Origin of the sequence: Mycolicibacterium vinylchloridicum (assembly GCF_013404075.1) — a bacterium.
GTDB lineage: Bacteria > Actinomycetota > Actinomycetes > Mycobacteriales > Mycobacteriaceae > Mycobacterium > Mycobacterium vinylchloridicum.
In genome coordinates this window covers 1-26,558 of the sequence record NZ_JACBJQ010000054.1, presented here as the reverse complement: position 1 = coordinate 26,558, position 26,558 = coordinate 1, and the positions used below count along the sequence as shown (strand labels likewise).

23 protein-coding genes, 2 tRNA genes and 1 pseudogene are annotated in these 26,558 nt (G+C 66.1%); 14 read left to right on the top strand and 12 right to left on the bottom strand.

Features of this window, described 5'->3' with window-relative positions:
* Nucleotides 1-8: 8 nt before the first annotated feature.
* The gene (locus HPC46_RS28290) at nt 9-1,985 is read right to left on the bottom strand and encodes an acetyl/propionyl/methylcrotonyl-CoA carboxylase subunit alpha (protein WP_179475483.1); all 1,977 of its coding nucleotides are present in this window, start codon (nt 1,983-1,985) and stop codon (nt 9-11) included.
* 2 nt (nt 1,986-1,987) lie between these two features.
* Nucleotides 1,988-3,538, bottom strand: coding sequence for a carboxyl transferase domain-containing protein (locus tag HPC46_RS28285; protein ID WP_179475482.1), 1,551 nt, complete (start codon nt 3,536-3,538; stop codon nt 1,988-1,990).
* 57 nt (nt 3,539-3,595) lie between these two features.
* Here HPC46_RS28285 and HPC46_RS28280 point away from each other — a divergent pair, with 57 nt between their 5' ends.
* The gene (locus HPC46_RS28280) at nt 3,596-4,270 is read left to right on the top strand and encodes an SACE_7040 family transcriptional regulator (RefSeq protein ID WP_407665572.1); all 675 of its coding nucleotides are present in this window, start codon (nt 3,596-3,598) and stop codon (nt 4,268-4,270) included.
* Here the strand turns inward: HPC46_RS28280 and HPC46_RS28275 are convergent.
* From HPC46_RS28275 to HPC46_RS28265, 3 genes are read right to left on the bottom strand one after another with little or no spacing between them, the layout of a single operon-like run.
* A complete protein-coding gene (locus tag HPC46_RS28275) occupies nt 4,258-4,413 on the bottom strand; it encodes a DUF6131 family protein (protein ID WP_005145319.1) in 156 nt (51 codons plus the stop codon). The two genes, HPC46_RS28280 and HPC46_RS28275, sit on opposite strands and share 13 nt — an antisense overlap.
* Before the next feature lie 40 nt (nt 4,414-4,453).
* Nucleotides 4,454-4,663 (bottom strand): hypothetical protein, encoded by a 210-nt coding sequence (locus HPC46_RS28270; protein WP_179475481.1) that lies wholly within the window; start codon nt 4,661-4,663, stop codon nt 4,454-4,456.
* A gap of 60 nt (nt 4,664-4,723) precedes the next feature.
* Nucleotides 4,724-6,598: an alpha/beta hydrolase family protein gene (locus tag HPC46_RS28265; RefSeq protein WP_179475480.1), complete on the bottom strand. Its 1,875-nt coding sequence runs from the start codon at nt 6,596-6,598 to the stop codon at nt 4,724-4,726.
* Between the two features lie 141 nt (nt 6,599-6,739).
* On the opposite strand from HPC46_RS28265, the gene HPC46_RS28260 reads away from it, so the two are divergent.
* Nucleotides 6,740-7,492: an MmpS family transport accessory protein gene (locus HPC46_RS28260; protein ID WP_179475479.1), complete on the top strand. Its 753-nt coding sequence runs from the start codon at nt 6,740-6,742 to the stop codon at nt 7,490-7,492.
* Here HPC46_RS28260 and HPC46_RS28255 read toward each other — a convergent pair.
* The gene (locus HPC46_RS28255) at nt 7,489-8,808 is read right to left on the bottom strand and encodes an MFS transporter (RefSeq protein ID WP_179475478.1); all 1,320 of its coding nucleotides are present in this window, start codon (nt 8,806-8,808) and stop codon (nt 7,489-7,491) included. The genes HPC46_RS28260 and HPC46_RS28255 overlap by 4 nt on opposite strands.
* A gap of 23 nt (nt 8,809-8,831) precedes the next feature.
* Here HPC46_RS28255 and cmrA point away from each other — a divergent pair, with 23 nt between their 5' ends.
* A complete protein-coding gene (gene cmrA / locus HPC46_RS28250) occupies nt 8,832-9,638 on the top strand; it encodes a mycolate reductase (RefSeq protein ID WP_179475477.1) in 807 nt (268 codons plus the stop codon).
* Here the strand turns inward: cmrA and HPC46_RS28245 are convergent.
* Nucleotides 9,635-11,212 carry a helicase HerA-like domain-containing protein gene (locus tag HPC46_RS28245; protein ID WP_179475476.1) on the bottom strand — a complete coding sequence of 526 codons (1,578 nt, stop codon included), beginning with the start codon at nt 11,210-11,212 and terminating at the stop codon, nt 9,635-9,637. The genes cmrA and HPC46_RS28245 overlap by 4 nt on opposite strands.
* A gap of 75 nt (nt 11,213-11,287) precedes the next feature.
* Between HPC46_RS28245 and orn the strand changes: the two genes are divergently transcribed.
* The 4 genes from orn (at nt 11,288) to HPC46_RS28225 (ending at nt 14,349) form a co-directional block, all read left to right on the top strand.
* Entirely contained in the window at nt 11,288-11,923 is a 636-nt protein-coding gene (orn, locus tag HPC46_RS28240; protein ID WP_179475475.1) for an oligoribonuclease, read from the top strand.
* A gap of 44 nt (nt 11,924-11,967) precedes the next feature.
* Nucleotides 11,968-12,040: transfer RNA gene (locus HPC46_RS28235), tRNA-His, on the top strand.
* 435 nt (nt 12,041-12,475) lie between these two features.
* A complete protein-coding gene (locus HPC46_RS28230) occupies nt 12,476-13,759 on the top strand; it encodes a hypothetical protein (protein WP_179475474.1) in 1,284 nt (427 codons plus the stop codon).
* Nucleotides 13,760-13,926: 167 nt separating this feature from the next.
* On the top strand, nt 13,927-14,349 hold the full coding sequence (locus HPC46_RS28225; RefSeq protein WP_179475473.1) for a hypothetical protein: 423 nt from the start codon (nt 13,927-13,929) through the stop codon (nt 14,347-14,349).
* Nucleotides 14,350-14,351: 2 nt separating this feature from the next.
* Here HPC46_RS28225 and HPC46_RS28220 read toward each other — a convergent pair whose 3' ends face one another.
* A complete protein-coding gene (locus HPC46_RS28220) occupies nt 14,352-15,329 on the bottom strand; it encodes an amidohydrolase family protein (RefSeq protein ID WP_179475472.1) in 978 nt (325 codons plus the stop codon).
* A 12-nt stretch (nt 15,330-15,341) separates the two neighbouring features.
* Nucleotides 15,342-16,562 carry a L,D-transpeptidase gene (locus tag HPC46_RS28215; protein WP_179475471.1) on the bottom strand — a complete coding sequence of 407 codons (1,221 nt, stop codon included), beginning with the start codon at nt 16,560-16,562 and terminating at the stop codon, nt 15,342-15,344.
* A 154-nt stretch (nt 16,563-16,716) separates the two neighbouring features.
* Between HPC46_RS28215 and HPC46_RS28210 the strand changes: the two genes are divergently transcribed.
* The 6 genes from HPC46_RS28210 (at nt 16,717) to HPC46_RS28185 (ending at nt 24,219) form a co-directional block, all read left to right on the top strand.
* Nucleotides 16,717-16,789, top strand: a tRNA-Lys gene (locus tag HPC46_RS28210).
* Nucleotides 16,790-16,966: 177 nt separating this feature from the next.
* Complete coding sequence (locus tag HPC46_RS28205; protein WP_179475470.1) at nt 16,967-18,529, top strand: cellulase family glycosylhydrolase; 1,563 nt, start codon at nt 16,967-16,969, stop codon at nt 18,527-18,529.
* Between the two features lie 98 nt (nt 18,530-18,627).
* Nucleotides 18,628-20,196 carry a PQQ-dependent sugar dehydrogenase gene (locus HPC46_RS28200; RefSeq protein WP_233716794.1) on the top strand — a complete coding sequence of 523 codons (1,569 nt, stop codon included), beginning with the start codon at nt 18,628-18,630 and terminating at the stop codon, nt 20,194-20,196.
* A 22-nt stretch (nt 20,197-20,218) separates the two neighbouring features.
* Nucleotides 20,219-21,541 carry an alpha/beta hydrolase fold domain-containing protein gene (locus tag HPC46_RS28195; RefSeq protein WP_179475469.1) on the top strand — a complete coding sequence of 441 codons (1,323 nt, stop codon included), beginning with the start codon at nt 20,219-20,221 and terminating at the stop codon, nt 21,539-21,541.
* A gap of 4 nt (nt 21,542-21,545) precedes the next feature.
* Nucleotides 21,546-22,919 (top strand): FAD-binding oxidoreductase, encoded by a 1,374-nt coding sequence (locus tag HPC46_RS28190; protein WP_179475468.1) that lies wholly within the window; start codon nt 21,546-21,548, stop codon nt 22,917-22,919.
* A 100-nt stretch (nt 22,920-23,019) separates the two neighbouring features.
* Nucleotides 23,020-24,219, top strand: coding sequence for a cytochrome P450 (locus HPC46_RS28185; RefSeq protein WP_179475467.1), 1,200 nt, complete (start codon nt 23,020-23,022; stop codon nt 24,217-24,219).
* Nucleotides 24,220-24,653: 434 nt separating this feature from the next.
* Here HPC46_RS28185 and HPC46_RS28180 read toward each other — a convergent pair whose 3' ends face one another.
* Nucleotides 24,654-24,881, bottom strand: a complete 228-nt coding sequence (locus HPC46_RS28180; protein ID WP_133696396.1) for a DUF3618 domain-containing protein — start codon at nt 24,879-24,881, stop codon at nt 24,654-24,656.
* A gap of 87 nt (nt 24,882-24,968) precedes the next feature.
* On the opposite strand from HPC46_RS28180, the gene bcp reads away from it, so the two are divergent.
* Nucleotides 24,969-25,442 (top strand): thioredoxin-dependent thiol peroxidase, encoded by a 474-nt coding sequence (gene bcp, locus HPC46_RS28175; RefSeq protein ID WP_179475466.1) that lies wholly within the window; start codon nt 24,969-24,971, stop codon nt 25,440-25,442.
* On the opposite strand, the gene HPC46_RS28170 is transcribed toward bcp, so the two are convergent.
* Both HPC46_RS28170 and HPC46_RS28165 read right to left on the bottom strand, forming a co-directional pair.
* On the bottom strand, nt 25,439-26,335 hold the full coding sequence (locus tag HPC46_RS28170; RefSeq protein ID WP_179475465.1) for a hypothetical protein: 897 nt from the start codon (nt 26,333-26,335) through the stop codon (nt 25,439-25,441). The two genes, bcp and HPC46_RS28170, sit on opposite strands and share 4 nt — an antisense overlap.
* A gap of 91 nt (nt 26,336-26,426) precedes the next feature.
* Nucleotides 26,427-26,558 (bottom strand): annotated as a pseudogene (locus HPC46_RS28165) (IS481 family transposase); the annotation flags it as partial.

Genomic DNA, 26,558 nt, shown 5'->3' with positions numbered 1-26,558 from the left:
CGCTTTCTCTACATCTCACTCTTCGGGGCGGCTGTGACTTTGGCCAGCAGCTGTCCCACCTTGACCTGATCGCCGACGGCGACGTGCAGTTCGACCACCCCGTCGACAGGTGCGGTCAGCGAATGCTCCATCTTCATCGCCTCGACGGCGACCACCACGGTGCCTGCGGTGACCTCATCGCCGTTGGAAACACCCACCGCCACAACCGAGCCGGGCATCGGGCTGATGAGCTCGGCGTCGCCACCGACCTCGTCGTCGGGGCGCACGGGCGCTTCGCGCACCTCGTCCAGCATCACGGTCCGGCCGGTACCGGCCAGCCAGATCTGGTGACCAACGGCGGCCACCAGGTAGGTGGTACGGATGCCGTCGACGGTGACGGCGAGCTCGTTACCGGCCAACTGAGTTGACAGCGAATGGCTTTCACCGTCCTCGATCCGGGCCACCGCGTCGGCCGGTGTTCCGGTGATGTGCACGTGGTCGGTGCGCTCACCGCTCCGCAGCCGGATGCTCGTCGGTGCGGGCGCGCCGATCCGCCAGCCCGACGGCACATCCCACAGATCCGCCGACCCGGTCGGCCAGCGCTGCAGCCAGCGGTATGCCGCGGCGGCGATGAAGGTCTCATCGCTGACGGCCTCCCCGGTGAACACAGTGCGGTCGATCAGGGCGGTGTCCAGCCGGCCCGCGGCGACGTCCTCGTCGGCCAGCAAGAAGCGCAGGAACTCGATGTTGGTGCCCACGCCCAGCACCGCGGTCTGCGAGAGCGCCCGATCCAGCGTGCGCAAGGCGGCCGCACGGTCGTCGCCGTACGCGATCACCTTCGACAGCATCGGGTCGTAATCGCTGCCGATCGTCATGCCCTGCGACAGCCCGGAATCCACCCGAATACCGTCGCCGGAAGGTTCGAGCAGTCCCAGGACCGGGCCGCCCGTCGGCAAGAAGCCGGCGGCGGGATCCTCGGCGTACACCCGGGCTTCGATCGCATGCCCGTCCATCGTGATGTCGTCCTGGGTGATGGGCAGCTTCTCCCCCGCCGCGACACGCACCTGCCACTCGACGAGGTCGTGCCCGGTGACCATCTCGGTGACCGGGTGCTCGACCTGCAGGCGGGTGTTCATCTCCATGAAGAAGAACTCGTCGGGCCGGTCAGCGGAGACGATGAATTCGACGGTGCCTGCGCCGACATAGTCGACGCTGCGGGCAGTGTCACACGCCGCCGCACCGATTCGCGCGCGCGTGTCGGCATCCAGCAGTGGCGATGGCGCTTCCTCGATGACCTTCTGGTGGCGGCGTTGCAGACTGCACTCCCGCTCGCCGAAATGCACGACTGTGCCGAAAGTGTCGGCCAGCACCTGGACTTCGATATGCCTGGGCCGCAACACGAATCGCTCGAGGAACAAGGTGTCGTCACCGAAGGCTGCCGCGGATTCGCGTCGCGCCGCGGCCAGCGCGCCAGGCAGTTCGGTGGAATCGTCGACGCGGCGCATACCTTTACCACCGCCGCCCGCCGACGGTTTGACCAGGATCGGGAAGCCGATATCCCCGGCGGCGTCGATCAGTTCGGCATCGGTCAGGCCCGGCCTCGCGATGCCGGGCACCACGGGCACCCCGAATGCGGACACCGCGGATTTGGCCTCGATCTTGTCACCCATCGTGCGGATTGCGCCCGACGGCGGCCCGATGAACGCCACCCCCGCACGCTCCAGTGCAGCGGCGAAATCTGAATTCTCCGAGAGGAACCCGTATCCGGGATGGACGGCCTGGGCGCCGGTGCGCACTGCGGCGGCCACCACCGCGTCGATGTCCAGGTAGCTCTGCCGGGCCGGCGGCGGCCCGATCCGCACCGCGACGTCGGCCTCGCGGACATGACGGGCACCGGCGTCGGCGTCGCTGTAGACGGCCACCGAGCGGATGCCCATCGCCTTGCATGTGCGGATGACCCGCACGGCAATCTCGCCCCGGTTGGCGACAAGGACACTGGTAAACATCGTCACATCCTGAAGACGCCGTAGGACACGGACTCGACGGGCGCGTTGGCGGTCACCGAGAGTGCCAGCCCCAGAACGGTTCTGGTGTCGGCAGGATCGATGACACCGTCGTCCCACAGCCGTGCGGTCGAGTAGTACGGGTTGCCCTGATCTTCGTACTGGGCGCGGATCGGCGCCTTGAAGGCCTCTTCTTCCTCGGCGGTCATATCCCCGCGCACCGTGGCCAGCACCGAGGCCGCCTGCTCGCCGCCCATCACCGAGATGCGGGCATTGGGCCACATCCACAGGAACCGCGGCGAATACGCCCGTCCGCACATCGAGTAGTTGCCGGCGCCGTACGAGCCGCCGATCACGACGGTCAGCTTGGGCACCCGGGCGCAGGCCACCGCCGTCACCATCTTGGCGCCGTGCTTGGCGATACCGCCGGCCTCGTAGTCGCGCCCGACCATGAAGCCGGTGATGTTCTGCAGGAACAGCAGAGGCACCATCCGCTTGTCGCACAGTTCGATGAAATGTGCTCCCTTGAGCGCGGATTCACCGAACAGCACCCCGTTGTTGGCGACGATGCCGACCGGGTGGCCGTGGATGTGGGCGAATCCGGTGACCAGGGTCGTGCCGTATTCGGCTTTGAACTCACTGAATTCGCCGCCGTCGACGATGCGGGTGATCACCTCGTGCACGTCGTAGGGCACCCGGGCGTCGACCGGGACGGCGTCGTAGAGCTCCTGCTGGTCGGCGATCGCGTCCACGTCGGGCGAGACGTCCCATGGTCGCGGTTCACGCGGGCCGAGCGTGGCGACGATCCGGCGGACGATGCGCAGTGCGTCGCGGTCGTCGTGGGCCAAGTGGTCGGTGACGCCGGACGTCTTGGAATGTAGATCACCGCCGCCGAGCTCCTCGGCGGTCACCACCTCGCCGGTGGCGGCCTTCACCAGCGGCGGCCCGCCCAGGAAGATGGTGCCCTGGTTGCGCACGATGATCGCCTCGTCGCTCATCGCGGGGACGTAGGCGCCACCGGCGGTGCACGAGCCCAGCACGGCGGCGATCTGCGGAATGCCGGCCGCGCTCATGGTGGCCTGGTTGTAGAAGATGCGGCCGAAGTGGTCGCGGTCGGGGAACACCTCGTCCTGGCGGGGCAGGAACGCACCGCCCGAGTCCACGAGGTAGAGGCAGGGCAGCCGGTTCTGCAGCGCGATCTCCTGGGCGCGCAGATGCTTCTTGACCGTCACCGGGTAGTAGGTGCCGCCTTTGACCGTCGCATCGTTGGCGACGATCATGCACTCCCGCCCGGAGACCCGGCCGATGCCGGTGATGATGCCGGCGGCCGGGCATTCGTCGTCGTACATGCCGTCGGCGGCCAGCGGGGCGACCTCCAGCAGGGGGCTGCCCGGGTCCAGGAGCCCGTCCACCCGATCCCGGGGCAGGAGCTTGCCGCGCGCCACATGCCGATCGCGCGCACGTTCCGGCCCGCCGAGCGCTGCCGCGGCCAGCTTGGCGCGCAACTGCTCGACGAGCTGCAGATGCGCCTCACGGTTGACGACCGCTGATGTCATCGTCGATGTCCCGTCGAATTGAGTTAATGACGACTAACTCGTGCTAGGTTAGTGAAGATTAACCGAAACGTCCAGACGCATTGCCGGAGGGGTCCCATCGAAACGTCCACCCGTCGCAGCAGGCAGAAATCGGATCGCCGATCTGCCCTGCTGGCGGCCGCGGAACGACTGATGGCCGAGAAGGGCTTCCAGGCCGTCCGGCTCGAGGACATCGGCTCTGCAGCCGGGGTCAGCGGCCCGGCTATCTACCGGCACTTCCCCAACAAGGAAGCACTGCTGGTCGAATTGCTGGTCGGCATCAGCACCCGGCTGTTGGCCGGCGCCCGCGAGGTCGTGGCGCAGGCCGGCGAGCCCGACGCCGCCCTGACCGGCCTGATCGAATTCCACCTCGACTTCGCTCTGGGCGAGTCCGATCTGATCCGCATCCAGGACCGCGACCTGGCGCACCTGCCGGTCTCGGCACAGCGCCAGGTGAGGCGTGCCCAGCGCAGCTACGTCGAGATCTGGGTCGGCGTACAGCGCGAGGTACATCCCGACCTCGACGAAGCCGATGCCCGGCTGATGGCTCACGCGGTGTTCGGTCTGCTCAACTCGACTCCACACAGCATGAAGCCCCTGGCGGCCAAGCCGGCCGACCAGGGGCGTTCACGCGATGTTCTACGGGCTATGACGATGGCGGCATTGTCATCCGCCGACCATCACGCCCGCGGGGGCGTCGGTCAATACCAGTAGCGACGGCCGGCGACCGGGCGCCCGACGCTGCCCAGCAACCACAGGACCGCGCCGACCACCAGCAGGATGACACCGATGGTCCACAGGATCTGAATATTCAGGACAAACCCGAGGATGAGCAGTATTGCTCCGAGAACGATCATTGTTGCCTCCAGTTACTCACTTGCTGAACACTTTTCGTCACTACTGACTGGGCTGCGGCAGATTGCAGCTCGCCACGGTGGGATTGACTCCCGCGTAGTTGAGCGGCCCGGCTATCACCGTCAGGACAATGGACCCCGCTGTAGCGCAGTTGGTTTGGCTGTTGGAGAAGTAACCACGCTGCCAGGTAGCGAAGACTCCGATCAGCAGCCACACAATCACAATCGCGCCCAGGATTCCGCGGCCTCGCATGGTTCCTCCTTGTACATCCGCAGTACTTGGCGCACAAGGTTTTACCCGCCCGAAAGTTTCCTAAACCTCGGGCCGGTCAAAGGCCGCAGCCAGCCAATCCGCGACGGCGCGGGCCAGCGCGGCATGATTCTCGCGCTTGACGATCTCGTGACCGTCGTCGTCGAAGAGCAGATAGCGCACAACGCGGCCACGCAGGCGCAATGCCTCGACGATTTGCTCGGATTCAGTGACCGGGACATTCGTATCGGTACCGCCGTGCACCACCAGCAGCGGAGCGACCAGCGAATCCACCCGCTGCAGCGGCGACAGCGCGTCGAGCAGGTCGCGATCGGCGATCGGATGTCCGTATTCCGGATACGACGCCGCCGCGATCCACGGCTCGGTATTGCGATAGAACGTGCCCAGATCGCTCATCCCGCAGATACTGACGCCGGCAACGAACAGATCAGGGTGGAAGGTCAGCGCCGCCATCGTCAGGTAGCCGCCGTAAGACCAACCCGCACAAGCGATCCGGCCCGGATCAGCAAAGCCCCGGTCAGCCAGGTAGTGGGCGCAGTCGGCCACGTCGTCGATCGCGCCGAAGCGCTTCTCCTTGTCGTCGGCGTGGACGAATTCGCGGCCCTGCCCGCCCGACCCGCGCACGTTCGGGGTGAACACGGCGATGCCCTCGTCGAGCAACCCCGGGAAGATCTCGCTGTGCGAGGGCCGGGCCTGACCTTCCGGGCCGCCGTGCAGGTAGATCATCATGCCGGCCTGTTCAACACCCGGCGGCGGGCAGTAGAGCCAGCCGAACAGCGAACGGCCGTCGCGCGCAGTGACGGTGTGCAGACTGGGGCGCGCGGACACCGGGCCGACACTGGGCTTGCGGTCGATGCGCTCCCACTCCCGCGATCGTGGGTCGACCAGTTCGACGGTGCGCGGCATGTCCGCGCCCTGCAGTGTCAGGGCGACCATTGATCCGCCCGCGCTGATCGACAGCTCACCGGCCACCAGGTTGGGCAGGACGATGGGCTCCGCCAGCGTGTTGTCGGCGTATTCGAGGATCTGTAATTCGCTGCAGCCGTTGATGTTCCACAGCAGAGCGACCGTCGACAGATCGTCGCTGACCACGAATTCGTCGAGGTCGTAGCCGGGACGCTCGGCGACGACGTGATATGCCACCCCGTCGGGGGTGACGGTCACTTCAAGCAGACGGCTATGTGTCGCACCGTTATCGCTGCGGATCAGTGCGCGTACATAGCCATCGGCGAAGTCCGGTCCGTAGGTGTATGCGGGGTGATACAGCGTGGTGTCCTCGCCGTCCGGCCCTGATCGCAGCCGCCGCGGATGGTGATCGTCGAGTATCACGCCCATATCGGTGTTGGATCCGGGATCCGAAGGCAGCAAAGCGATTTCGGTGAGGCCGGTCCGCATGATCAGCTCGCGATAGCCGCGCGGGCCGACGCGGATCAGCGCCGAGCCGGCCCAGGCGTCGACCAGCCGGCCGCCCGAGCGGCGATCCAGCACGGTCACCGTGCCGTCGGCCGGGTCGATCAGACTGGACTGGCCGACGCCGTCCTCACCGGTCAGGATCGCGCAGACCCGGGTGCCGTCCCATGCGATCAACTCGGCGGTGCCGGCCATTCCGTCGGAGCCCATGCCGTCGATTCGGCGGGCCATCCGGTCGTCGGGGTCGGTGGTGACCACCCAGATCTGGCTGCGGGTGCTGCCGTCGGGGGCAACCTGACAGGCCAGCCAATGCCCGTCTGCGGAGTGGATGACCCTGGTCACCGGACCCTGCACCGGCAGTTCGACGTCGCGGGAGGAGCTGGCCCGCCAGCCGCGCAAAAACCGTTGGACGGCGCGGGGGTAACCACCGTCGTCGACGATGTGGGCGAACGCCGTCGCGTCGGGCGACAGCGATGCGCCGTAGGTCGCGCGAACGTCCTGTTCCACTCGGCCTCACATTCCGGTGACGATGACTTTCTTCTCGGTAACACGTTCCACGCGGGTCGCCGGTGGTAAACACAACCAGAGTTGACAGGGACCGGACGGGGGCTGCCGCGCGCAGGTAGCCTGGGCAACCATGAGGTGGGCATGAACGATCCGCGTCGATCGGGGTGGTCTGACCCGACGCAGGCCGGAAGCGGTTATCCGCAGAGCACCGATCCCGCCTACGCCGGCCAGTATTACGGACCCGGCTACGCCGCGCCCGGGTACGGCCAGGGCGGCACACAACCCACCGAACAGCTGCCGTCGTCGTATTGGCAGCAGGGCGGGGGCTATCCGCCGCCCAACGACCCGGCTGCGCCGCCACCGGGACCGCCGAAATCGCCGAAGTGGTTGTGGATCGCCGCCGCCGTCGCGGTGCTTCTGGTGGTGGGGTTGGTGATCGCTCTGGTGATCGTGAGCAGCTCCGCCAGGGAGACGACGGTGGTCGCACCGCTGCCACCGCTGTCCGAGACGGCGTCGACGACGCCTCGGGCCACCACCTCCATCCCCACGCCGACCGTGCCTTCGCTGCCGACGACCACCGGTACACCGGGAACGCCGACAGTGCCGGGCGGCACCACCAGCCCCACGGGAACCGACACCGTCGTCTATAACGTGCTGGGTGAGGGCCGCGCGATCAACATCACCTACGTCGACACCGGCGGCATCATGCAGACCGAATTCAACGTGCTGCTGCCGTGGAGTAAAGAGGTCAGCCTGCCGGCGCCCGCACGCGCATCGGCCAGCGTCGCCGTCGTCAACGTCGGGCGCGACGTGGTGTGCAATGTGTCGGTCAACGGGGCGCAGGTGCGGGAACGCACCGGCCGCGGCCTGACGATCTGCACCGGGGCGGGTTAGCCCCGACGTCCATCGTTGGGCACCTTCACGGCCACCATGCCCACCAGCCCGACCGCCAGCACAACGCACAGCCCACCCAGGCCGGCGCGGTCGGCGTGGAACGCGTCCACGAACACGAAGAACAGCCACGGCGCCAGGAACGACGCCGCCCGCCCGGTGGTGGTGTAGAGCCCGAAGGCCACGGCCTCCTTGCCCTCGCTGACCATGCGCAACAGGACCGTGCGGGCCGAGGTCGTGACGGGTCCGACGCACAGCGCCAGCAGTAGGCCGCAGATCCAGAACACGACGGGTCCCGACAGCGACAGCAGAGTGACACCGACCGCGATCATCACCGCCAGCGAGGCGACGATCACCGGCTTGCCCCCGATCCGGTCGTCGACGGGACCCGCGAGGACCGCGCCGAGCGAGGCCATGGTGCTGGCGATGACGCCGAAGATCAGCACGTTCGCCGGCGAGATGCCGTAGACGCTGACGCCGAGCACCGCGCCGAAGGCGAACACCCCGGCGATTCCGTCCCGGAAGATGGCGCTGACGATCAGGTAGTAGACCAGGTTGCGATCACGCCGCCACTCGTCGCGCAGGTCGTTCCACAGCCGGCGATAGCCGCCGAGCAGGCCGACGCGCGGGGATTGCGGCTCGACCGCGGGGGCGAAGGTGTGCGCGGTGATCAGCAGCGGCAGGGCGAGCACGGTGAACCAGAGCGCGGCCATCACCATCGCGGCACGCACATTCTGTCCGTCGGCGACCGGGACTCCGAAGAGGCCGCGGGTCGGGCCGTCCCCGGCGATGAATGCGGCGTAGATGACCATCAGGAGCGCGACGCTGCCGAAGTAGCCGGCGGCCGCCCCGACCCCCGAGATGCGCCCGGAGTTCTCCCGCGTGGTCAGCTGCCGCAGCATCGCGTTGTAGGGCACGCTGCCCAGGTCACCGCAGGCGGCGGTGAACGACAGCAGGACCAGACCGATCGCGAAGTAGGCGGGATCGGCCCGGATCAGGCTCATCGCAGCGGTGGCCAGGACCGCCAGGGCGGTCAGCGTGGTCAGCACGGCGCGGCGCCGGTGGGGCGCCTGGACCAGCACACCGGTGAGCGGCGCCAACACCGCGACGGTCAGGCCGGCGATGGCCAGCGCCCGGCCCAGCCAGCTGGCCGGCGAGGTGTCGCCGGGCAGGTTCTGGCCGACCGTGCTGGTGAGGTACACCGAGAAGACGAAGGTCGTGACGATGGCGTTCATGCCGGTGGAACCGCAGTCCCACAACGCCCAGGCGACAACTTTCGACCGGCCGACGGTCTGGGCAACCGGCGGGGGGCTGGTCATGCGGGCCACCCTACGATGGCCGCATGCCAGTACCCGCACCCGCCCCGGACAGCCGAGCCGTCGTCACCGGTGCCTCCCAGGGCATCGGCGAGGCGTTGGCCACCGAGCTCGCCGCGCGCGGCCATCACCTGATCATCACCGCGCGCCGAGCCGACGTGCTGCACACGCTGGCCGCGCGGCTGACCGAGCGCTACGGCGTCACCGTCGAGGTACGGCCGGTGGATCTCGCCGACCCGCAGGAGCGCACCGCGTTCGCCGACGAGCTGGCCGGGCGTGACATCTCGATCCTGTGCGCCAACGCGGGCACCGCCACGTTCGGGCCGGTGGCGAAGCTGGATCCGGCTGCCGAGCGTGCGCAGGTTCAGCTCAACGTGCTCGGGGTGCACGATCTGGTGCTCGCCGTCCTGCCCGGGATGCTGGCCCGCAAGGCCGGCGGCATCCTGATTTCGGGGTCGGCCGCCGGGAACTCCCCAATTCCCAACAACGCGACTTACGCGGCGAGCAAGGCGTTCGCCAACACGTTCAGCGAGTCGCTGCGCGGCGAGGTCAAGAACTCGGGTGTGCATGTGACCGTGCTGGCGCCGGGACCGGTGCGCACCGAACTGCCCGACGTGGCAGAGCAGTCACTGGTGGAGCGCTTGATTCCGGACTTCCTGTGGATCAACACCGAGTACACGGCGCGGATCTCGCTGGATGGCTTGGCGCGCAACAAGATGCGGATCGTGCCGGGTCTGACGTCCAAGGCGATGTCGGTGGCCTCGGGGTATGCGCCGCGCGGGATCGTCACGCCGATTGTCGGCGCGGTCTACAAGAAGCTCGGCGGCGATTAGCGTCTGCGTGTTCGGCGGGCAGTCCCGAAAATGCTGCGCGTGATTTCGCGGCCGATAACCGTTCCCGCCGAACGCATCGCGCTCTTGAACGCCGGGCTGTTCATCACCTGATCGAGCACGCCGGGTTCGGCCTTCTCCGGTTTCGGCATGGGTGGCAGGTCGATTCCGGTCGGCAGCAGCGGCGGTAGGTCGACCGGCTCCTCCGCCGGTGGCGCCAGTTTCGTCGCCAGCATCTCGTACGCGGACTCCCGATCGATGGTCTGGCCGTACTTCGCGAACAGCGGACTCGACTCGGCGGCGGCCTTGATTGCGTCGGGCCCGATGGTGTCCATCAACGACTGGGGCGGACGCATCCTGGTCCACGCCACCGGCGTCGGGGCGCCACGTTCGGAGAGCACCGTGACGATGGCCTCGCCGATACCCAGCGACGTCAAATCTGTTTCCAGATCGTAGAACTGGGTCTTGGGATAGGTTCGCACCGTCTTGGACAGGGCCTTCTGATCGTCGGGCGTGAACGCCCGCAACGCATGCTGAACACGCGCACCCAATTGGGATAGCACGTTATTGGGTACGTCGGTGGGCAGCTGGGTGCAGAAGAAGACGCCGACGCCCTTGGACCGGATCAGTTTGACCGTCTGCTCGACCTGCTGCAGGAACGCCTTGGAGGCGTCGGCGAACAACAGGTGAGCCTCGTCGAAGAAGAACACCAGCTTGGGCTTGTCGATGTCGCCGACCTCGGGGAGATAGGTGAACAGGTCGGCCAGCACCCACATCAGGAACGTCGAGAACATCACCGGCCGGGCCGCCTGATCACCCAGCTCGAGCAGGGTGATCACCCCGCGGCCCTGCGCATCGACGCGCAGCAGATCCGCCGGGTCGAGCTCGGGCTCGCCGAAGAAGGTGGCGCCGCCGTCGGCCTCGAGATTGACCAGCGCCCGCAGGATGACACCCGCAGTCTGCGGCGAGACCCCACCAATGGTCTTGAGGACTTTCTTGCCCTCGTCACTGGTGAGGTAGGTGATCACCGAGCGCAGGTCCTTGAGGTCCAGCAGTGGAAGGCCCTGCTGGTCAGCCCAGTGGAAGATCAGTCCGAGAGTCGACTCCTGAGTGGGATTGAGCCCCAACACCTTTGACAGCAAGATTGGGCCGAACGCCGAAATCGTGGCGCGCACCGGGACACCGATGCCGTCCGTGCCCAGCGACAGGAACTCGACGGGGAACGGCGCCCCGGTCCAACCGTCGTCGCCGGTGTCCTTGGCCCGCTGCAGAGTACGGTCGCTGGACTCCCCCGCCCGCGTCAGCCCGGACAGGTCGCCCTTGACGTCGGCCATCATCACCGGCACCCCGGCGGCCGACAGCTGCTCGGCGATCACCTGTAGCGTCTTCGTCTTGCCGGTGCCGGTGGCCCCGGCGACCAGTCCGTGGCGGTTCATCATGGCCAGCGGGATTCGGACCTGCGCTGCCGGATCGACGACGCCGTCGACGATGACCGAGCCGAGATCGAGCGCCTGGCCCGTGGTCGCGTAGCCGGCGGCGATCTGCTGGGCAGGAGTCGCTGTCGATTCGCTCGTCATCGGCTGGCCTCCGTCGTCACTCGGGTGATGGCCGCTACGACACTACTTGGCACCTGGGGCTTAGGGTTGAGCGCTGTGCGCGAAGAATTGGTGTGGATCGACTGCGAGATGACGGGGCTCGACCTGCGGACCGACAAGCTCATCGAGATCGCCGCGTTGGTCACCGACGCCGAGCTCAACGTCCTCGGGGACGGGATCGACGTCGTGATCCACGCCGACGACGAGGCGCTGAACGGCATGATCGAGGTCGTCGCCCAGATGCACCACCGATCCGGGCTCACCGAGGAGGTCCGCACGTCGACCGTCGACGTGGCGTCCGCCGAGCAACTCGTCCTCGACTACATCCGCACCCACGTCAAACAGGCCAAGACCGCACCGCTGGCGGGCAATTCGATCGCCACCGACCGCGGCTTCATCGCCCGCGACATGCCGGCGCTGGACTCCTACCTGCACTACCGCATGATCGACGTCAGCTCGATCAAGGAACTCTGCCGGCGCTGGTATCCGCGCATCTACTACGGCCAGCCGGAGAAGGGCCTCGCGCACCGGGCCCTGGCCGATATCCAGGAGTCGATCCGCGAGCTGAAGTACTACCGGGCGACCGCGTTCGTGCCCCTGCCCGGGCCGTCTACCAGCGAGATCGCCACCGCGGTCGCCGCAATCGACGGGGTCGGCGAAACGGATTCGGCTGTTGAGGCCGACAACGGCTAGTATCGACGACGCTGCTGCCGTCCCCAGGACGGTGTCCAGCGATGGTGGCTGTAGTTCAGTTGGTAGAGCACCAGGTTGTGATCCTGGCTGTCGCGGGTTCGAGTCCCGTCAGCCACCCTGCAGGTCAGGCCCCGTTTTCGGGGCCTGACTTTTTTCTTGGGCCGTCACCCGTCAGCCGAGTCATGTCGGGGCAACGCGCTGACCCGTTCGACTTTTGCATGCGAAAACAATTATGAATGTTTGCTGGACGGGAATATACACACGTTTAATACAGGTAGTTCGTGGCAGCTCGCGCGGCGAGGATGTAACTGCCTGAACGAAACCGGGCATCGCACCTCGCCGGTAATCCCGTTATCTGCGGCACCCGCCTCTAGCTGCGAGGAAAACCGTCGAATCTCGTCGACCGCATCGCCCTCAGGCTCCGATTTCACACGGCCAAACGGCGAAATGGTAAAGATTCTGTCTGATTCTGTCACTTATACGGGACAATTATTTGGTTGTACGTTACTGTCCAGTAATAGCTCCAATGGCTTAGCTGGGGAGGGCTGAAACATGGACGCCCATCGGACGAGAAACGGACCCGCGCGGTTCGCTGAGGACCACGACCGCCTCGATATCTGGGTCGACAGGGTCGACGCCTTCATCCTGGCCCTGGACGCGATCGACGCCGACGATCCGTTCGACTTCTGCGCGGAGGCCTGGGAAATCTGGCAGAGCGCTGTTGCCGCTGATCCTCCGCCCGAAAGCAGCGCCGCGGTGCTTGTCGCCCTCGGTGGACTACACGCCGTCGCCCACGCCATGACGGCGTCCACCCTCGACTACTACCGCACGCCTGACGCCCGGGATCGCAAGACGCTGTCGTCTGTGAATGCTGCGCTCAAGGCTTGTCTGGGAGGCCTCCGTCGCGAGTCCGCCCGATGGTTGTCCGACGGTTTGCCCGCCGCCGAAGAGATAACGGCACGGAGTGCAACTTTGGTGGCACGTCTTCAGGCGACAAATGCTCCGGGAGCCGCGCCGATTTCGAATACCGGAATTGTGTTCGACAAGGTGTGCGCTCTCACCGACACCGAGAACCGGCGGTATCGGGAGGCCTACGACCGGCTGCGCGCGATGCTCGGCCGGGAGTGGTTGCAGCACATCACGAATGAGAGCGAGACCCTCTCCGACGTGGTGACGGGGATCGTCCTGGATCTGCAGAGCAGTCAAGGCTCCACCGTCGACGAACATGTGATGGCCGAGCGCCGGGCCAAGATCCGGTCGGCGCTGGCGGCCGTCACCGGCGCCCTGCACACCTACCAGGAACAATCCGTCAAGACCGCGGCCAAGACCTTCGGTTACGACAGCCCGCAGGCCAAGGCCGTCGCGAGACTCTTCGACGACGCCAAGCAATCGTCGTTCGAGTATCGCTGGCTGGACGAACTGAACGAGCCCCTGCGGCGCGGCGACAGCGCCGCGGTGAGATTCGAGTTCACCGCGCGGCCGCACGGTGAATCGGACCTGGACGTCCGGATGGATCGCGACTATATGGCTCAGTTCGCCAAGTCGAAGAGGAAGTGGCTCGGTCCCGACGAGCTGGTGGTGATGGCCGGCGATCCGAGCGTGCTGGACATGATCAAAGCCATTGCGCCCAAAGTGAATTCACTACAAGGGCAGCTAGACGCGATACTGTATCCGAACGTCGCCGACGATGTCGCGGCCGTCAAGGAATTGATCGCCCGATTCGGCGGCCAGAAGGGGCTCGACGCGTTGCACACCGCGCCCGGCGCCATCGACAAGCCGTGGATGCCGCCGCACCTGTCGCCGCGCGTGCTGTCGTTCGTCCGAACCTTCGAATGAGCCAACCAAAGCTGTAACGCAACTCACCGTTAACTCAGCAAACACTTCTGATTGAGAAGATGGGTCGACGGGTACAGGGTCGTATGCCGCGGAATTCCGCAGCACGATGGCTTGGCGTCCGGGGGGACGCAGTTGCGAAGGGACGTAGGGACATGACGGTTCGGCTATTGGCAGACTCTGACGGTTCTCTTCGCCCGGACATCTGGGTCGACCGGCTGGACGTCTTCGTCGCAGCACTTGGTGCGATCGACGCCGACGAACCGCTGAGCTTCTGCGAGCAGGCCTGGGACATCTGGGACGGTGTCGCAATCTCGGATCTTCCGGCGGCCTCCGACCCCGCCATGCTGATCGTGCTGGGCGTGCGACAAGCCCTGGCAAGCGTGATGGCCGCTGTCTACCGGAGCGCAGCTGAGGCCAAGAATCCGCTGACGCTCGAGGTCGTGCACGCCTCCCTGACCGAAGAGCTGGGCGCTGTGCAGCGCGAGTGCGAGCGGTGGCGCCACGAAGGCCTGCCGTCGGCCGCTGAGGTCAGGGCGCGCAGCGCGGCCGCGGCGACCGGTCTGCATGTCGCCACCAAGCGATCGGCCTGACCTCACCGCCGGGGGATCTTGTCCCCGAACAGTTGCAGCGCGTTCTCGCCGGCAACCTTGCGCCGGACGTCGTCGTCGACCTCGAGGTTTCGCAGGAACTCCGCGCCGGTCACGTTGTCGTCCATCGGGTAGTCGACCGAGAACATCAAGCGGTCGGGTCCCATCACCTCCAACGCGCACGCGAACGCAACCGGATTGAAGTTGCCACTCGTGGTCATGTGGAAGTTGTCGCGCAGATATTCCGACGGCAGCCGCGCCCGCCGGCCGCCGCCGTCAGCGCCGCCGAGGCCGTAGTAGCGGTCGATGCGGTAGGCCGCGTAGGGCAACATCTCGCCGAGGTGGCCCAGGATCATCTGCAACCGGGGGAACGTGTCGAAGAGCCCCGAATAGATCAGGCGCAGCGCATGCGTGCCGGTCTCGGCCGCGAAGCCCCACGAGGCAAGGTGCAGGCCATCTTTCACATATGGGGCGAACCAGGCATCCATCACCGCCGGGTGCGGCGTGGTGGGGTGCAGATAAATCGGCACGCCGAGGCGCTGCGCGCACTCGAACAACCCGACGTAGGCGGGATCGTCGAGATACCGGCCGTGGGTGTGCCCGTTGATCAGGCCGCCGACCAGGCCCAGATCCCCCACCGCCCGCTCGAGTTCGGCTGCCGCCGCGTCAGGATCCTGAGTAGCCAGAGTGGCAAAGCCACCGAACCGGTCCGGGGTGGCCCGCACTGTCTCGGCAAGATCGTCGTTGGCGCGCCGGGCGTTCTCGACCGCACGCGCCGTGTCGTGGTCGTCCTGGACACCGGGATCGAACAGCGACAGGATCTGGAAATCGATTCCGGCCGCATCCATCTGCTCCAGCCGCAGCGGGCCGCGGTCGTAGAGCCGCTGGTGTGCGGTGACATTGTGCGTCTCGAGCCAGCTGCCGACGACATTGCCGGCGCTGACCGGGCTCCATGCGTAATGCTCTTCGAGGGCGATCAACACGGTCGCGACTCTCTAGGCGTTGGCGTTGCCCGCTTTCCACTGCGGCCACGGAATGTTCCAGTCGCCGAGGCCATCCGTTCCCGGCAGCGTTGAGCCGACGGTGTTGTGGACCTCGACGATGTCACCGCGCTTGGTGTTGTCGTAGAACCACTTCGCGTTGCTCGGGCTGGCGTTCAGGCAGCCGTGGCTGACATTGGAGTAGCCCTGTGCGCCAACCGACCACGGCGCGGAGTGAACGTAGATGCCGCTGTAGGACATTTGCGTGGCCCAGTCCACCTCGGTGCGATAACCGTTGGGAGAGTTGGACGGAACGCCGTATGTCGAGGAATCCATGATCATGTGGGACAACCGGTCGCCGACGATGTACACGCCGTTGTTGGTCGGTGTGCTGTTCTTGCCCATCGAGATCGGGATGGTCCTCTCGACCACGCCGTTGCGCCGGACGATCAGCTCTTTGGTGTCGTCGTCGGCGGTGGCGATCACCTCGTCACCGATGGTGAAGTGTGACGTCAAGTTCTGCTGGCCGAACAGTCCGTCCCCGAGATCGACACCGTAGGTGTTGACCGCGACGTCGACGGCGGTGCCCGGCTTCCAGTAATTCTGCGGGCGCCAGCGCACCTCGCGGTTGTTGAGCCAGTAGAACGCCCCCTCGACGGGCGGATTGGTGGTCACCTTGATGGCGCGCTCGGCGGCCACACGGTTGGGGATGTTCTCGTCAAAGCGAACGGCGATGGGTTGCCCGACGCCGACGACCTCGCCGTCACCGGGCAACAGGTACGGCATCGTCAGGTTTTCCGGTGACTGCGTCTCGAAGGTCAGCTTCTCGGCCGTCACACCGCCGAGGCCGAGTGACTGCGCGGTGAGTGTGTAGCTCTTGTTGTAGCCCAGCGGCTCGCTGGTCGACCACGTCACGCCATCGGGGCTGAGCTTGCCCTGCACCTGGTTGCCGGCCTCGTTGACCATCGTCACCGAGCCGAGCACGCCACTGGTGGCGCTGACCGTCACCGGCCGGTCGAGTGGGACGTCGACCGCACCGTCCTTGACCGACACCGTCAGCTGGGGAATCAGCAGGTCGCCGTAGGGGGTGCCCTTGTCGGCGATGACCTTGACCGGCGGGGGCCCCGCCGGTTCACTGCTGCAGGCACCGAGCCCGATCAGCAGCGCCGGAACGAGCGCGAGCGCAAGCAACCGACGCCGCGACCGCGGACGGAGTGCCGAACCGGCCTGCCTCATATCGCTCTCTATCTGGCTAGCTGTGGAAAAGCTGGGGATGATTGGCAATATTCTAAGGGAATCCCGGCCATGGTGGCGACTACACAGGTCAGCGACCACCTGCGGGATTTCATGTTCGGCAGTGGTGTTTGTTATTGTCGCTTCCGCGGTTCACGCGCCGTTAGCTCAGTTGGTAGAGCAGCTGACTCTTAATCAGCGGGTCCGGGGTTCGAAACCCTGACGGCGCACAGCACAAGAGCCCCGGAGACTTCCGGGGCTCTTTGCCGTCTCCGGCGACTGATCATCCGATCAGCGAAACCCCTCCGAGCGAGAATCCGCGCGCAACATCGCGATTCGACGCGCCAGCTAATCCTCAGCGCGATAAGGTGCGACGCATCATCCAAGTCGGAGGGCCGGGGGGCTCGATGAAGCGTCGGACTGTAGCTGCAGCGTTGACCGCAGCGTTGGTGTGCACCGCCACCACGGGCAGCTACTCCATGGCACCACCGACCACGGCACAGGGCCGGGTGTACTCCATCCCAGTGGTGCTCACGGGCACCGTCGACGAGGCGCCCACGACGCTCGGCGTCGCGGATTCGACGCTCTACACCCTGTCCGACGCCGATATCGACGTCACGCTCGATCACTTGAAGGACATGGGCGTCAACGACATTCGCATCGCGGTGCCGTGGGTCTACGTCCAGCCCCAGGACAACGAGAACTACAACTGGACGAAGATGGACTACGTCGTGCATGCGGCCAGTGAGCGCGGCATGAACATCGTCGGCGTCATCAGCGGTACCCCGACCTGGGCGGGCTTTCCGCTCAACGGGCATTCCGACCCTGCCGACTACGCGCGCTTCGCAGCCGCGGTGGCCGGCCGCTACAACGACACCAGCACCATCGGCGCAATCGACGACTACGAGATCTGGAACGAGCCCAACGGTGCGCTGTTCTACAACCCGGTGGACGCCGCGGCCTACACGCGCATGCTGCAGGCGGCCTATCCGGCCATCAAGGCGAACAACCCCAACGCCGTGGTGATCGCCGGCGTGCTGGGTGCGGTCAAGACCGTCACCGGGTTGTCGCTGGCACCGCAGCGCTTCCTCGCGCAGATGTATAACGCCGGTGCCGAAGGCTACTTCGACGCCCTGTCCTACCACCCGTACCACTACACGTTGGCGTTCTCGTTGGGCACCGGCGTGGCCAACTCCCCGCTGGAGCAGGTGAAAGCCCTTCGGGCGCTGATGGACGCCAACGGTGACGCCGACCTCAAGATCTGGGCCACCGAATACGGCCTGCCCACCAACTGGCCGATCAGCCAGACACAGCAGGCCGCCTTCATTCACGACTTCGTCGTCTCGTGGCAGAACGTCGCGGGCGCCGGGCCGATGTTCATCTACACGACGCGGGACTCCTACACCGGGGGCTTCGACGACGAGCAGAACTTCGGCCTGTTCACCACGAACTGGACCCCCAAGGACGCCGTCGCGACCGTCGAGGAGCTGATCAACCAGCTCGCGACGGGGACTCTGCAACCGTTCGACGTCACCCCGTATGCGAACAAGGTCGACTTCTTCGGCGCCGCGGTGATCCTCATCCGCCAGTTCATCAACTTGGTGGCGATCGTGCCCAAAGCACTCTTCCAGCTGGCCAACTCGGCGGTCACCGTCATCACCCACGCCATCGGATCGCTGCTCGGGATCGTGCCGTCCGCCGCTGCCGGGGCCACCCCGGAGAAGTCGTCGAGCCGCACAGCTTCCACAACGCCGACGGCGAAAGTTGCTGCCGCACAGCCGGACCGCAAGACCGTCGCGCATGCGGCGCCGAGACCGAAACCCTCGGCTCAGCGCACGACGACGCGCGACGAAACCGCCCCCACCGCAACCGCGTCCGCCAAGCCCAAGGCGAGTGCGGCGGCCGCGACGCCGACAAAGCCCAAAGGCCGCCACACCGGCGGGCCGGCGCCACGTCCGGCGGCACGCTGAGACGTCAAGGAACCTCACAGAAATCCTTCCGCGCGACCCACCGGCGTGGCACAATCGGCACAGCCGTCAATTGGCTGACCAGCTCCAGGGGGGCACCCATGGTGCACGCCAAATACGTTGTGCGCATTGGCATCATCGTCACCGCACTGATCTTCGGCTGGGCGCTGTTGTCCCAACCCGGCATAGCGGTCGCCGACACCTCGTCGCCCAATTCCGCAGCAACGGGTTCGCACGCGCCCCGAACCGGCAAGGCCGCACCGCGGCCACGACCCCAGCAGGCCGCCGCAGCCGCCGCCCGCAAGGCGCCGGTCGCCGCAGTCAGCAGCCCGCGTCCGCAGGCCCGCTCCGCCAAGGCGGTCACCCGGGCCGCATCGGCGAACTCGATCGTCTCCGACGTGACCGCCTGTGCGTGCAATCTCCTCAAGACCGTGGCGACCTACACCGCCCTCTTCGTCTCGGAGCTCCGGCCACCCGTCGTCCCGCAGCCGCCACCCGACCCCTTCGGAGCCTGGATGGCGTTGGCGTGGGTACGCAAGCAGGCCGACGACGCCGTCGCGCAGATTGCGGCGCAACCCGTGGTCAAGCAGGCGGTGCAGGCGGTCTCCCAGTTCGCCGAACGGGCCTTTGACGCGATCCTGGCGTGCGGTTCGCCGCCCACCGGATCGGACGTATTCGACCGCACCACAATCGCTTCGGGCTTGAACACCCCGACGGACTTCGTCGTCCTGCCGGACGGCCGCATTCTGATCACCGAGAAGGGCGGCGCGATCCGGCTCTATGCGAACGACGCGCTCAGCGACGACCCACTCATCGTCCTGCCGACGCGGACCGAAGGCGAACGCGGGCTACTCGGGATCGAAGTGGACCCGGAATTCGCCACCAACGGATACATCTACGTCGCCTACACCACGACCGACGCGCACTACAAGCTGTCCCGGCTCACCGTCACCGCCGACGGTATCGACCCCGATTCGGAATTCAAGCTCTTCCTGTCCACCGATACGGTCCAGAACAACCACCAGGGCGGCGACCTGCTCTTCGGGTCCGACGGCATGCTCTATTGGGGTGTCGGCGACAACACCGACGGCGCCAACGCGCAGGACCTGTCGAACATTCACGGCAAGATCCTGCGACTGAACCCGGTGGATGGATCTGCGCCACAAGACAATCCATTCGTCACCACCGTGAACGCCGAGCCGCTGATCTGGGCGTACGGCCTGCGTAACCCGTTCCGTCTGGAGTTCACCCCTGATGACCGGCTGCTGGCCGGCGACGTCGGGCAGAACGCAGTCGAGGAGTTGGACCTGATCACCAAGGGCGGCAATTACGGCTGGCCGAACGCCGAAGGAACCTGCGCCAGCTGCACCTCGACCAATCCGATCTACACCTACGACCACTCCGCCGGCAACGCCGCGATCACCTCCGTCCTGTTCTACAGCGGTGATGCGTTCGGTCCCAGCTACCACGACAAGGTGTTCATCGCCGACTACATCCGCGGCTGGATCAAGGTCCTGACCTTCAATTCCACGTTCTCGACATTCCTCGGCGCGGTCACCTTCGACAGCACGGCCGGAAGCACGGTCAAGCTAGCGGAGGGTCCCAACGGCGCCATCTATCAGTTGACGATCTTTCCTGGCGAGCTGTCCGTTTTGTCCCCTGCTCAGTAGCGGCAGCTGTTATACCGAGGACATGAGCGCTGGGGGGCACGCAGGCCGGGTCGGTGGAGTGGCTGTGGCGCTGGGAATCGGCGCGGCCGTGTGGACGGGATCGGGGGCACCGGCGGCCGTCGCCGACAGTGCCGGAACGGCGGGCAGCGCATCAGCGGATCGCACCACGAGCGCGCCACCCGGCCGCGCGTCGAGCAAGCGTGCGAAGACGACACAGACGATGAGCGCGGCGAGCAAACGCCGCACGCCGGTCAAGGTGCCTGCCTCACCGACCGCCCCGATAGGGCTGTCTCAGGTCGTAACCGCGGCCGCGACCACCCGCCGGCTAACCCCGAGCCTGGCGATATCCACCGAACCGGTTGCCACCCAATCAGTTTCGGCGACACCCGCTCCGACGTCGGTGACCTACACCGCACCACCGACGTTGGGCGACCAGATCACCTTGGCGTCGCTGCGCTTCTTGCGCGTCGTCTCCAATGTCATCGGAATCGACCTCTACGGCCAGATCGGGAAGGCGATGGCCAGTGCCAACCCGCCGTCGTTCCTGCTCGGTGGATTGACAGCCACCAAGACCACGTACACGACGGCCGAAGGAGCCGAGTGGAGGGTCTGGGAATTCACCCCACCCGACCCCAGCGGCAAGGCAGTGGTCGCCATCCACGGCGGCGGGTTCATCCTGCAGCCGATCCTGTTGCACTGGATCGACTACACCAACATGGCCCGCGACACCGGCGCCACCGTCATCGTCCCGATGTACCCGCTGGCCACCACCGAGGCCGGAGCCGCCGTCCACACCATCCCGGCGATGGCGGATTTCATCTCGGCACAGATCGACACCTACGGCGCCGACAACGTCAGCATCTACGCCGATTCAGCGGGTCCCATCATGGCGCTGAGCGCGGTGCGGCTGTTGCTCAAGGCCGGCAAGCCCATTCCGGCCAGCATGGTGCTGCTCTCGTTTGCACCCGCCAGCGACCTGTCCAACCCGGACATCAAGAACACCAACGATCCGGTCTTCAACACCAACGACTTCACCTTCTACACCGACAACAGCCACTGGAGTGACGGCCTGTTGATCACCGACCCACTGATCAGCGTGATGAACTTCGAAGACGAAGTGCTGAAGGCACTTCCGCCGACCACCGTCTATGTGGGGTCCACAGAATTCTCGCTGTCCGACAATCTGCTCTACCAGAAGCAAGTGGTCGATGCGGGCGGCACCATGTCGTTGGTGATCGGTCGCGGGCAGATCCACGACTGGGCGCTCGGGGTGCCGATCAACTCCCAGGCGATGGTGGTGCGCCGCGACATCTATCGCGAGCTCGGGCTGACCGATACGGTCTAACTTCATGGCTGATCTGGCAGCGCGCTTCGCCGACATCGTGGGCCCCACCCACCTGCTGACCGGCGATGCGATCTCCGAGGACTACAGCCACGACGAGGCACTGACCATTCCGCCGCAGCGCCCCGCCTATCTCGCCAAGCCAGCGACCGCCGACGAGGTCGCCGCACTGCTGAAGACCGCGACCGAACACCACGTGCCGGTGACGGCGCGGGGGTCGGGCTGCGGCCTGTCCGGCGCGGCCCAACCCGTCGCCGATGGCCTGCTGATCTCGTTCGAGCGGATGAACGCTGTCCTGGAGATCGACGCCGACAATCACGTGGCGGTGGTGCAGCCCGGCGTCACGCTGACCGAGCTGGACGCCCAGACCGCGCGGGCGGGGCTGAGCTACACGGTGTATCCCGGTGAGCTGTCCTCCAGCGTCGGCGGCAACGTCGGCACCAACGCCGGTGGCATGCGGGCGGTGAAATACGGCGTCACCCGGCACAACGTGCTCGGCCTGCAGGCGGTGCTGCCCACCGGCGAGATCATCCGCACCGGCGGCAAGATGTCGAAGATCTCCACCGGCTACGACCTCACCCAGCTGATCATCGGCTCGGAGGGCACGCTGGCGCTGGTGACCGAGGTGACAGTCAAGCTGGTCCCCCGCCTCGCCCACAGCGCCACCGTGCTGGCCCCGTTCGGCGATTTCGACCAGGTGATGGCCGCCGTTCCGAAACTCATCTCGAGCGGAATGAACCCGACCATCGTCGAATACATCGACAACGTCGTGATGGCGGCGATCGTCAACGCCGAGAACCTGGAACTGGGGATCCCCGAGGCGATCCGGGAAGCGTGCGACGCCTACCTCGTCGTCGCGCTGGAGAACAACCACGCCGATCGCCTCGACGAGGACGCCGCGACCCTGGGCGAACTGCTCAGCGAGTGGGGCGCCTTGGATGCGTATGTGCTCCAGGGCAACTCGGCGCGCAGGCTGATCGTGGCTCGGGAGAACGTGTTCTGGACCGCGAAAGCGATTGGCGCCGACGACATCATCGACGTCGTGGTGCCCAGGGCGTCGATGCCGGAGTTCCTGCGCCGGGCCCGTGACATCGCGCTCGCCGAGGGGGTCGGGATGAGCGGGTGCGGGCATGCCGGCGACGGCAACGTGCACGGTGTGCTGTTCTGCAAGGACCCGCAGATCCGCAAGAAGATACTGACCGCGGTTTTCGCCATGGGAATGTCACTGGGCGGGGCGATCTCCGGCGAGCATGGTGTCGGGCGGGCCAAGGCCGACTATTTCTGCGAGCTGGAAGACCCCGTGAAGCTGGCGTTGATGCGCCGGATCAAGGACAGTTTCGACCCGGCCGGCATCCTCAACCCCGGCGCGGTGTTCGTCTAAAGCGACCCTTGACCGGGCCTCGCCAGGGCTGCTAAACATGGCACCACCCCGATGTTTGAGCGATCGCTCAGCAAGGAACGGGCGGATGTGGGGATGGACCATGACGACTGCCAATGACACCGTCTACTACGACCCCTACGACGTCGACATCGTCGCCAACCCGTATCCGGTGTATGCCCGCCTTCGCGACGAAGCGCCGATTTATCACAACGAGCGCTACGACTTCTGGACCCTGGCCCGGCACTCCGACGTCGAAGCGGCGCTGTCGGATTGGGAGACGTTCTCCAACAGCCGCAGCGACATCCTGGAGCTGATCAAATCCGACTTCGCCATGCCCGGCGGCGTGATGATGTTCCAGGATCCGCCGGCGCACACCCAGCTCCGCGGGCTGATGTCGCGGGTGTTCACACCCCGCCGGATGGCCGAGATCGAAGACCAGATCCGCCGGTATTGCATCGGCTGCCTCGACCCGTGGGTTGGCTCCGGCGGCTTCGACATCATCGCCGAGCTGGCCTCGATGATGCCGATGCGCGTGATCGGGATGCTGCTGGGAATCCCGGAGTCCGAACAGATTTCGGTGCGCGACGCCAACGATGCCAATCTGCGTACCAAGCCCGGGACGCCGATGAAGGTCGCCGATCCCGACCGCATCGCCGACGGTCGCATCTACGCCGACTACGTCGAGTGGCGATCCCACAACCCGTCGGACGATCTGATGACGGCGCTGCTCAACGTCGAGTTCACCGACGACGACGGCGTCACACGCAAGCTGACCCGCTCCGAAGTGCTGCACTACACCCAGGTGGTGGCCGGTGCGGGCAACGAGACGACGGGCCGGCTGATCGGCTGGCTGGCCAAGGTGCTCGCCGAGCACCCCGACCAGCGTCGCGACGTCATCGCTGACCGCTCGCTGCTGAACCGCACGATCGACGAGACCCTGCGCTTCGAACCCACCGGGCCGCATGTCGGCCGGTACGTGCTGAAGGACTTCGAGTGCTACGGCACGACCGTCCCGGCCGGTAGCGCGATGCTGCTGTTGTTCGGCGCCGCCAACCGCGACCGGCGCCGCTACGACGATCCCGACAGCTTCAACATCCACCGCGACACGATCAGCCACCTCACCTTCGGCAAGGGCGTCCACTATTGCCTGGGCGCCAACCTGGCCCGGCTCGAGGGGCGGGTGGCCCTCGACGAGCTGCTCAACCGGTTCCCGGAATGGGACATCGACTACACAGGTGCCAAGCTCGCGCCGACGTCGACCGTGCGGGGCTGGGAGCGGTTGCCGATCGTTCTCCCCTGATCGGGATGTGACGTTGCCCCAGGCCGCGGGGACCCGGTCGGCGGCTCGGTGTGAGATGCGTCGCTGAGAATCTGCTGAGCAACCCGTTAAGCCAGTTGGGTGACCAGCAGGTTTGCGCTCCGGTAGGTAACCGGCGGGTGGTTCTCAACCGAAAGACAGCGCATTGTGCTGCAGTAATGTTGCGAACGGTGTTATGGTGGCCGTTAGCTGTATTGACCAACAGCAGGCCTGGGACACAACGTCCAGTGACACAGTGAGGACTTAGCCGCATGGCGCCGGAGAACTTGGTTCAACGCCCCGCAGGCGAAGTAGCTCCGCAGCCCTCCGCACCGGTCACTCCGATGCAGGTTCATAGCTGCAGCCGGATCGGCCTGGTTGCCAATCCCCCCGGTTTTCGTCTGTCGCTCGGCGACTGGTTCCGCCGCCGCTAGCCGCTATCCGTTACGGATTCGGCGGATCACCAGCACGACCGTCACCACGCTGACACCGGCCAGCGCCGCGGCCACCGGCGGTCTCTTCACGAAGCGCAGCAGCGCTGCCTTGACGTCGTCGGCGATGCGCTCCGGATTGGCGCGCACGGCCAGCGAGTCGACCGTCGCCGCCAGCCGGTCACGAGCCTGGTCGATCTCGGCCTTGATGACCTCGGGATCCCGGTCCGCCACTTCCGTCCTCCAAACTGCCGCCCTGCCGAACTACCCTAGAGCAACCCGGGCCAACCCCGATGCACCGGGAGATGAAGGGATCACCAGGTGACCGAGACCGCGCGCCTCGAAGTCGGCGACAAAGCACCCGCGTTCAGCCTGCCGGACGCCGAGGGCAAGACCGTCAAGCTGTCCGACTTCAAGGGCCGTAAGGTGATCGTCTACTTCTACCCGGCCGCGATGACGCCGGGCTGCACCAAGCAGGCGTGCGACTTCCGGGACAGTCTGGCCGAGCTCAACGGCGCCGGCATCGACGTCGTCGGCATCTCCCCGGACAAGCCGGAGAAGCTGGCCAAGTTCACCGACCGCGACCAGCTGACGTTCCCGCTGCTGTCCGACCCCGACAAGAAGGTACTCACCGAGTGGGGCGCCTACGGCGAGAAGAAGCTCTACGGCAAGACCGTTCAGGGCGTCATCCGCTCGACGTTCGTGGTCGACGAGACAGGCAAGATCGAGGTCGCACAGTACAACGTCAAGGCCACCGGCCACGTCGCCAAACTGCGCCGGGATCTCTCGGTCTAATTCGACTTCTTGTGGTGCCGGGCACCGGATGCGACACCCGACTTCTTGTCACCGCCGGGGCTGACACTGGCGGCGGAATTGGGCGTCACCTTCTTCTTGGGGGGACGGAAGGAAGCGGCCGAAGGAGCGGGGATCAGTGACGGGGGCGTACTGCCGATGTCGACGTTGAAGCCGGGACCTTTCTGACTGGTGATATGGCCATGCGGTTGGGCAGCAGCGATCGCGATCGCGAACGGGCCAGGACCCGAGACCACGTCGCCGCTGGTGAAGACGTCGAATGCGACATTGAAGATACTGGTCTGTGTACCGCCCGCCTTGACGACATTGTCGAAGCCCCAGCCGTTGAAGGCGTAGTTTCCGAAGCCAATGGCCTCGACGCTGCGACCCGGGCTGGTTACGAACGCGCCGTTGGTGACCACGTTGCCGACGCCGCTGGCCACTGTCATTCCGATCTCGGTGGTGGGCGGCAACAAGAACGGGAACGGGTTGGTGATGGCCTGAGCGATATTGCCCAAGCCTTTCGTGATGGTCGTACCGTTGGTGCCCCACTGGGTGGCGATTCCAAACAGATCCCCGGACTGAGCCGTCACGTTGTCTCCCCACGCCCAGGCAAAGGTGAAGGCCCCGCTTGTGGTCGCGGTGGCCACCCCATCGTTCGTGGTTCCGATCAGGGGAATGCGGCCAAGGGCGAACGCGGCACCGAACAGCCCACCTGCCTTCGCGGTCGCGTTGGGCCCGATCGCGATCGCGATACTGGTCGGGCCGCTCTGGCAGTTCGCGGTGTTGCCCAATCCGAAGAAGGACGCGCAGTCAGCCGAGGCGGCGGGCGCCGCGCCGATTGCCATTGCGGCGAGTGCGCCGGCGAGCGGCAACGAGGCAAGTCTTGTCTTCATCGCTCGACTCCCACGCTTGTGAATTGACGAAAAAGACAATATTTGGCATCGCAACGTTCCGCACGCGTACTGCGCTACTTGATCCCGAGGCCTAGCTGTACTGACCTGAGAGGTTAGGTACGCGGCTGGCGGGTGGTTGGCCGCCGAGTGCGGTGTGGCCGCGGTGGCAATTGTAGGTGTGCAGCCAGGTGGTGAACGCTGCGCAGCGTTCGGCATCGCTGCG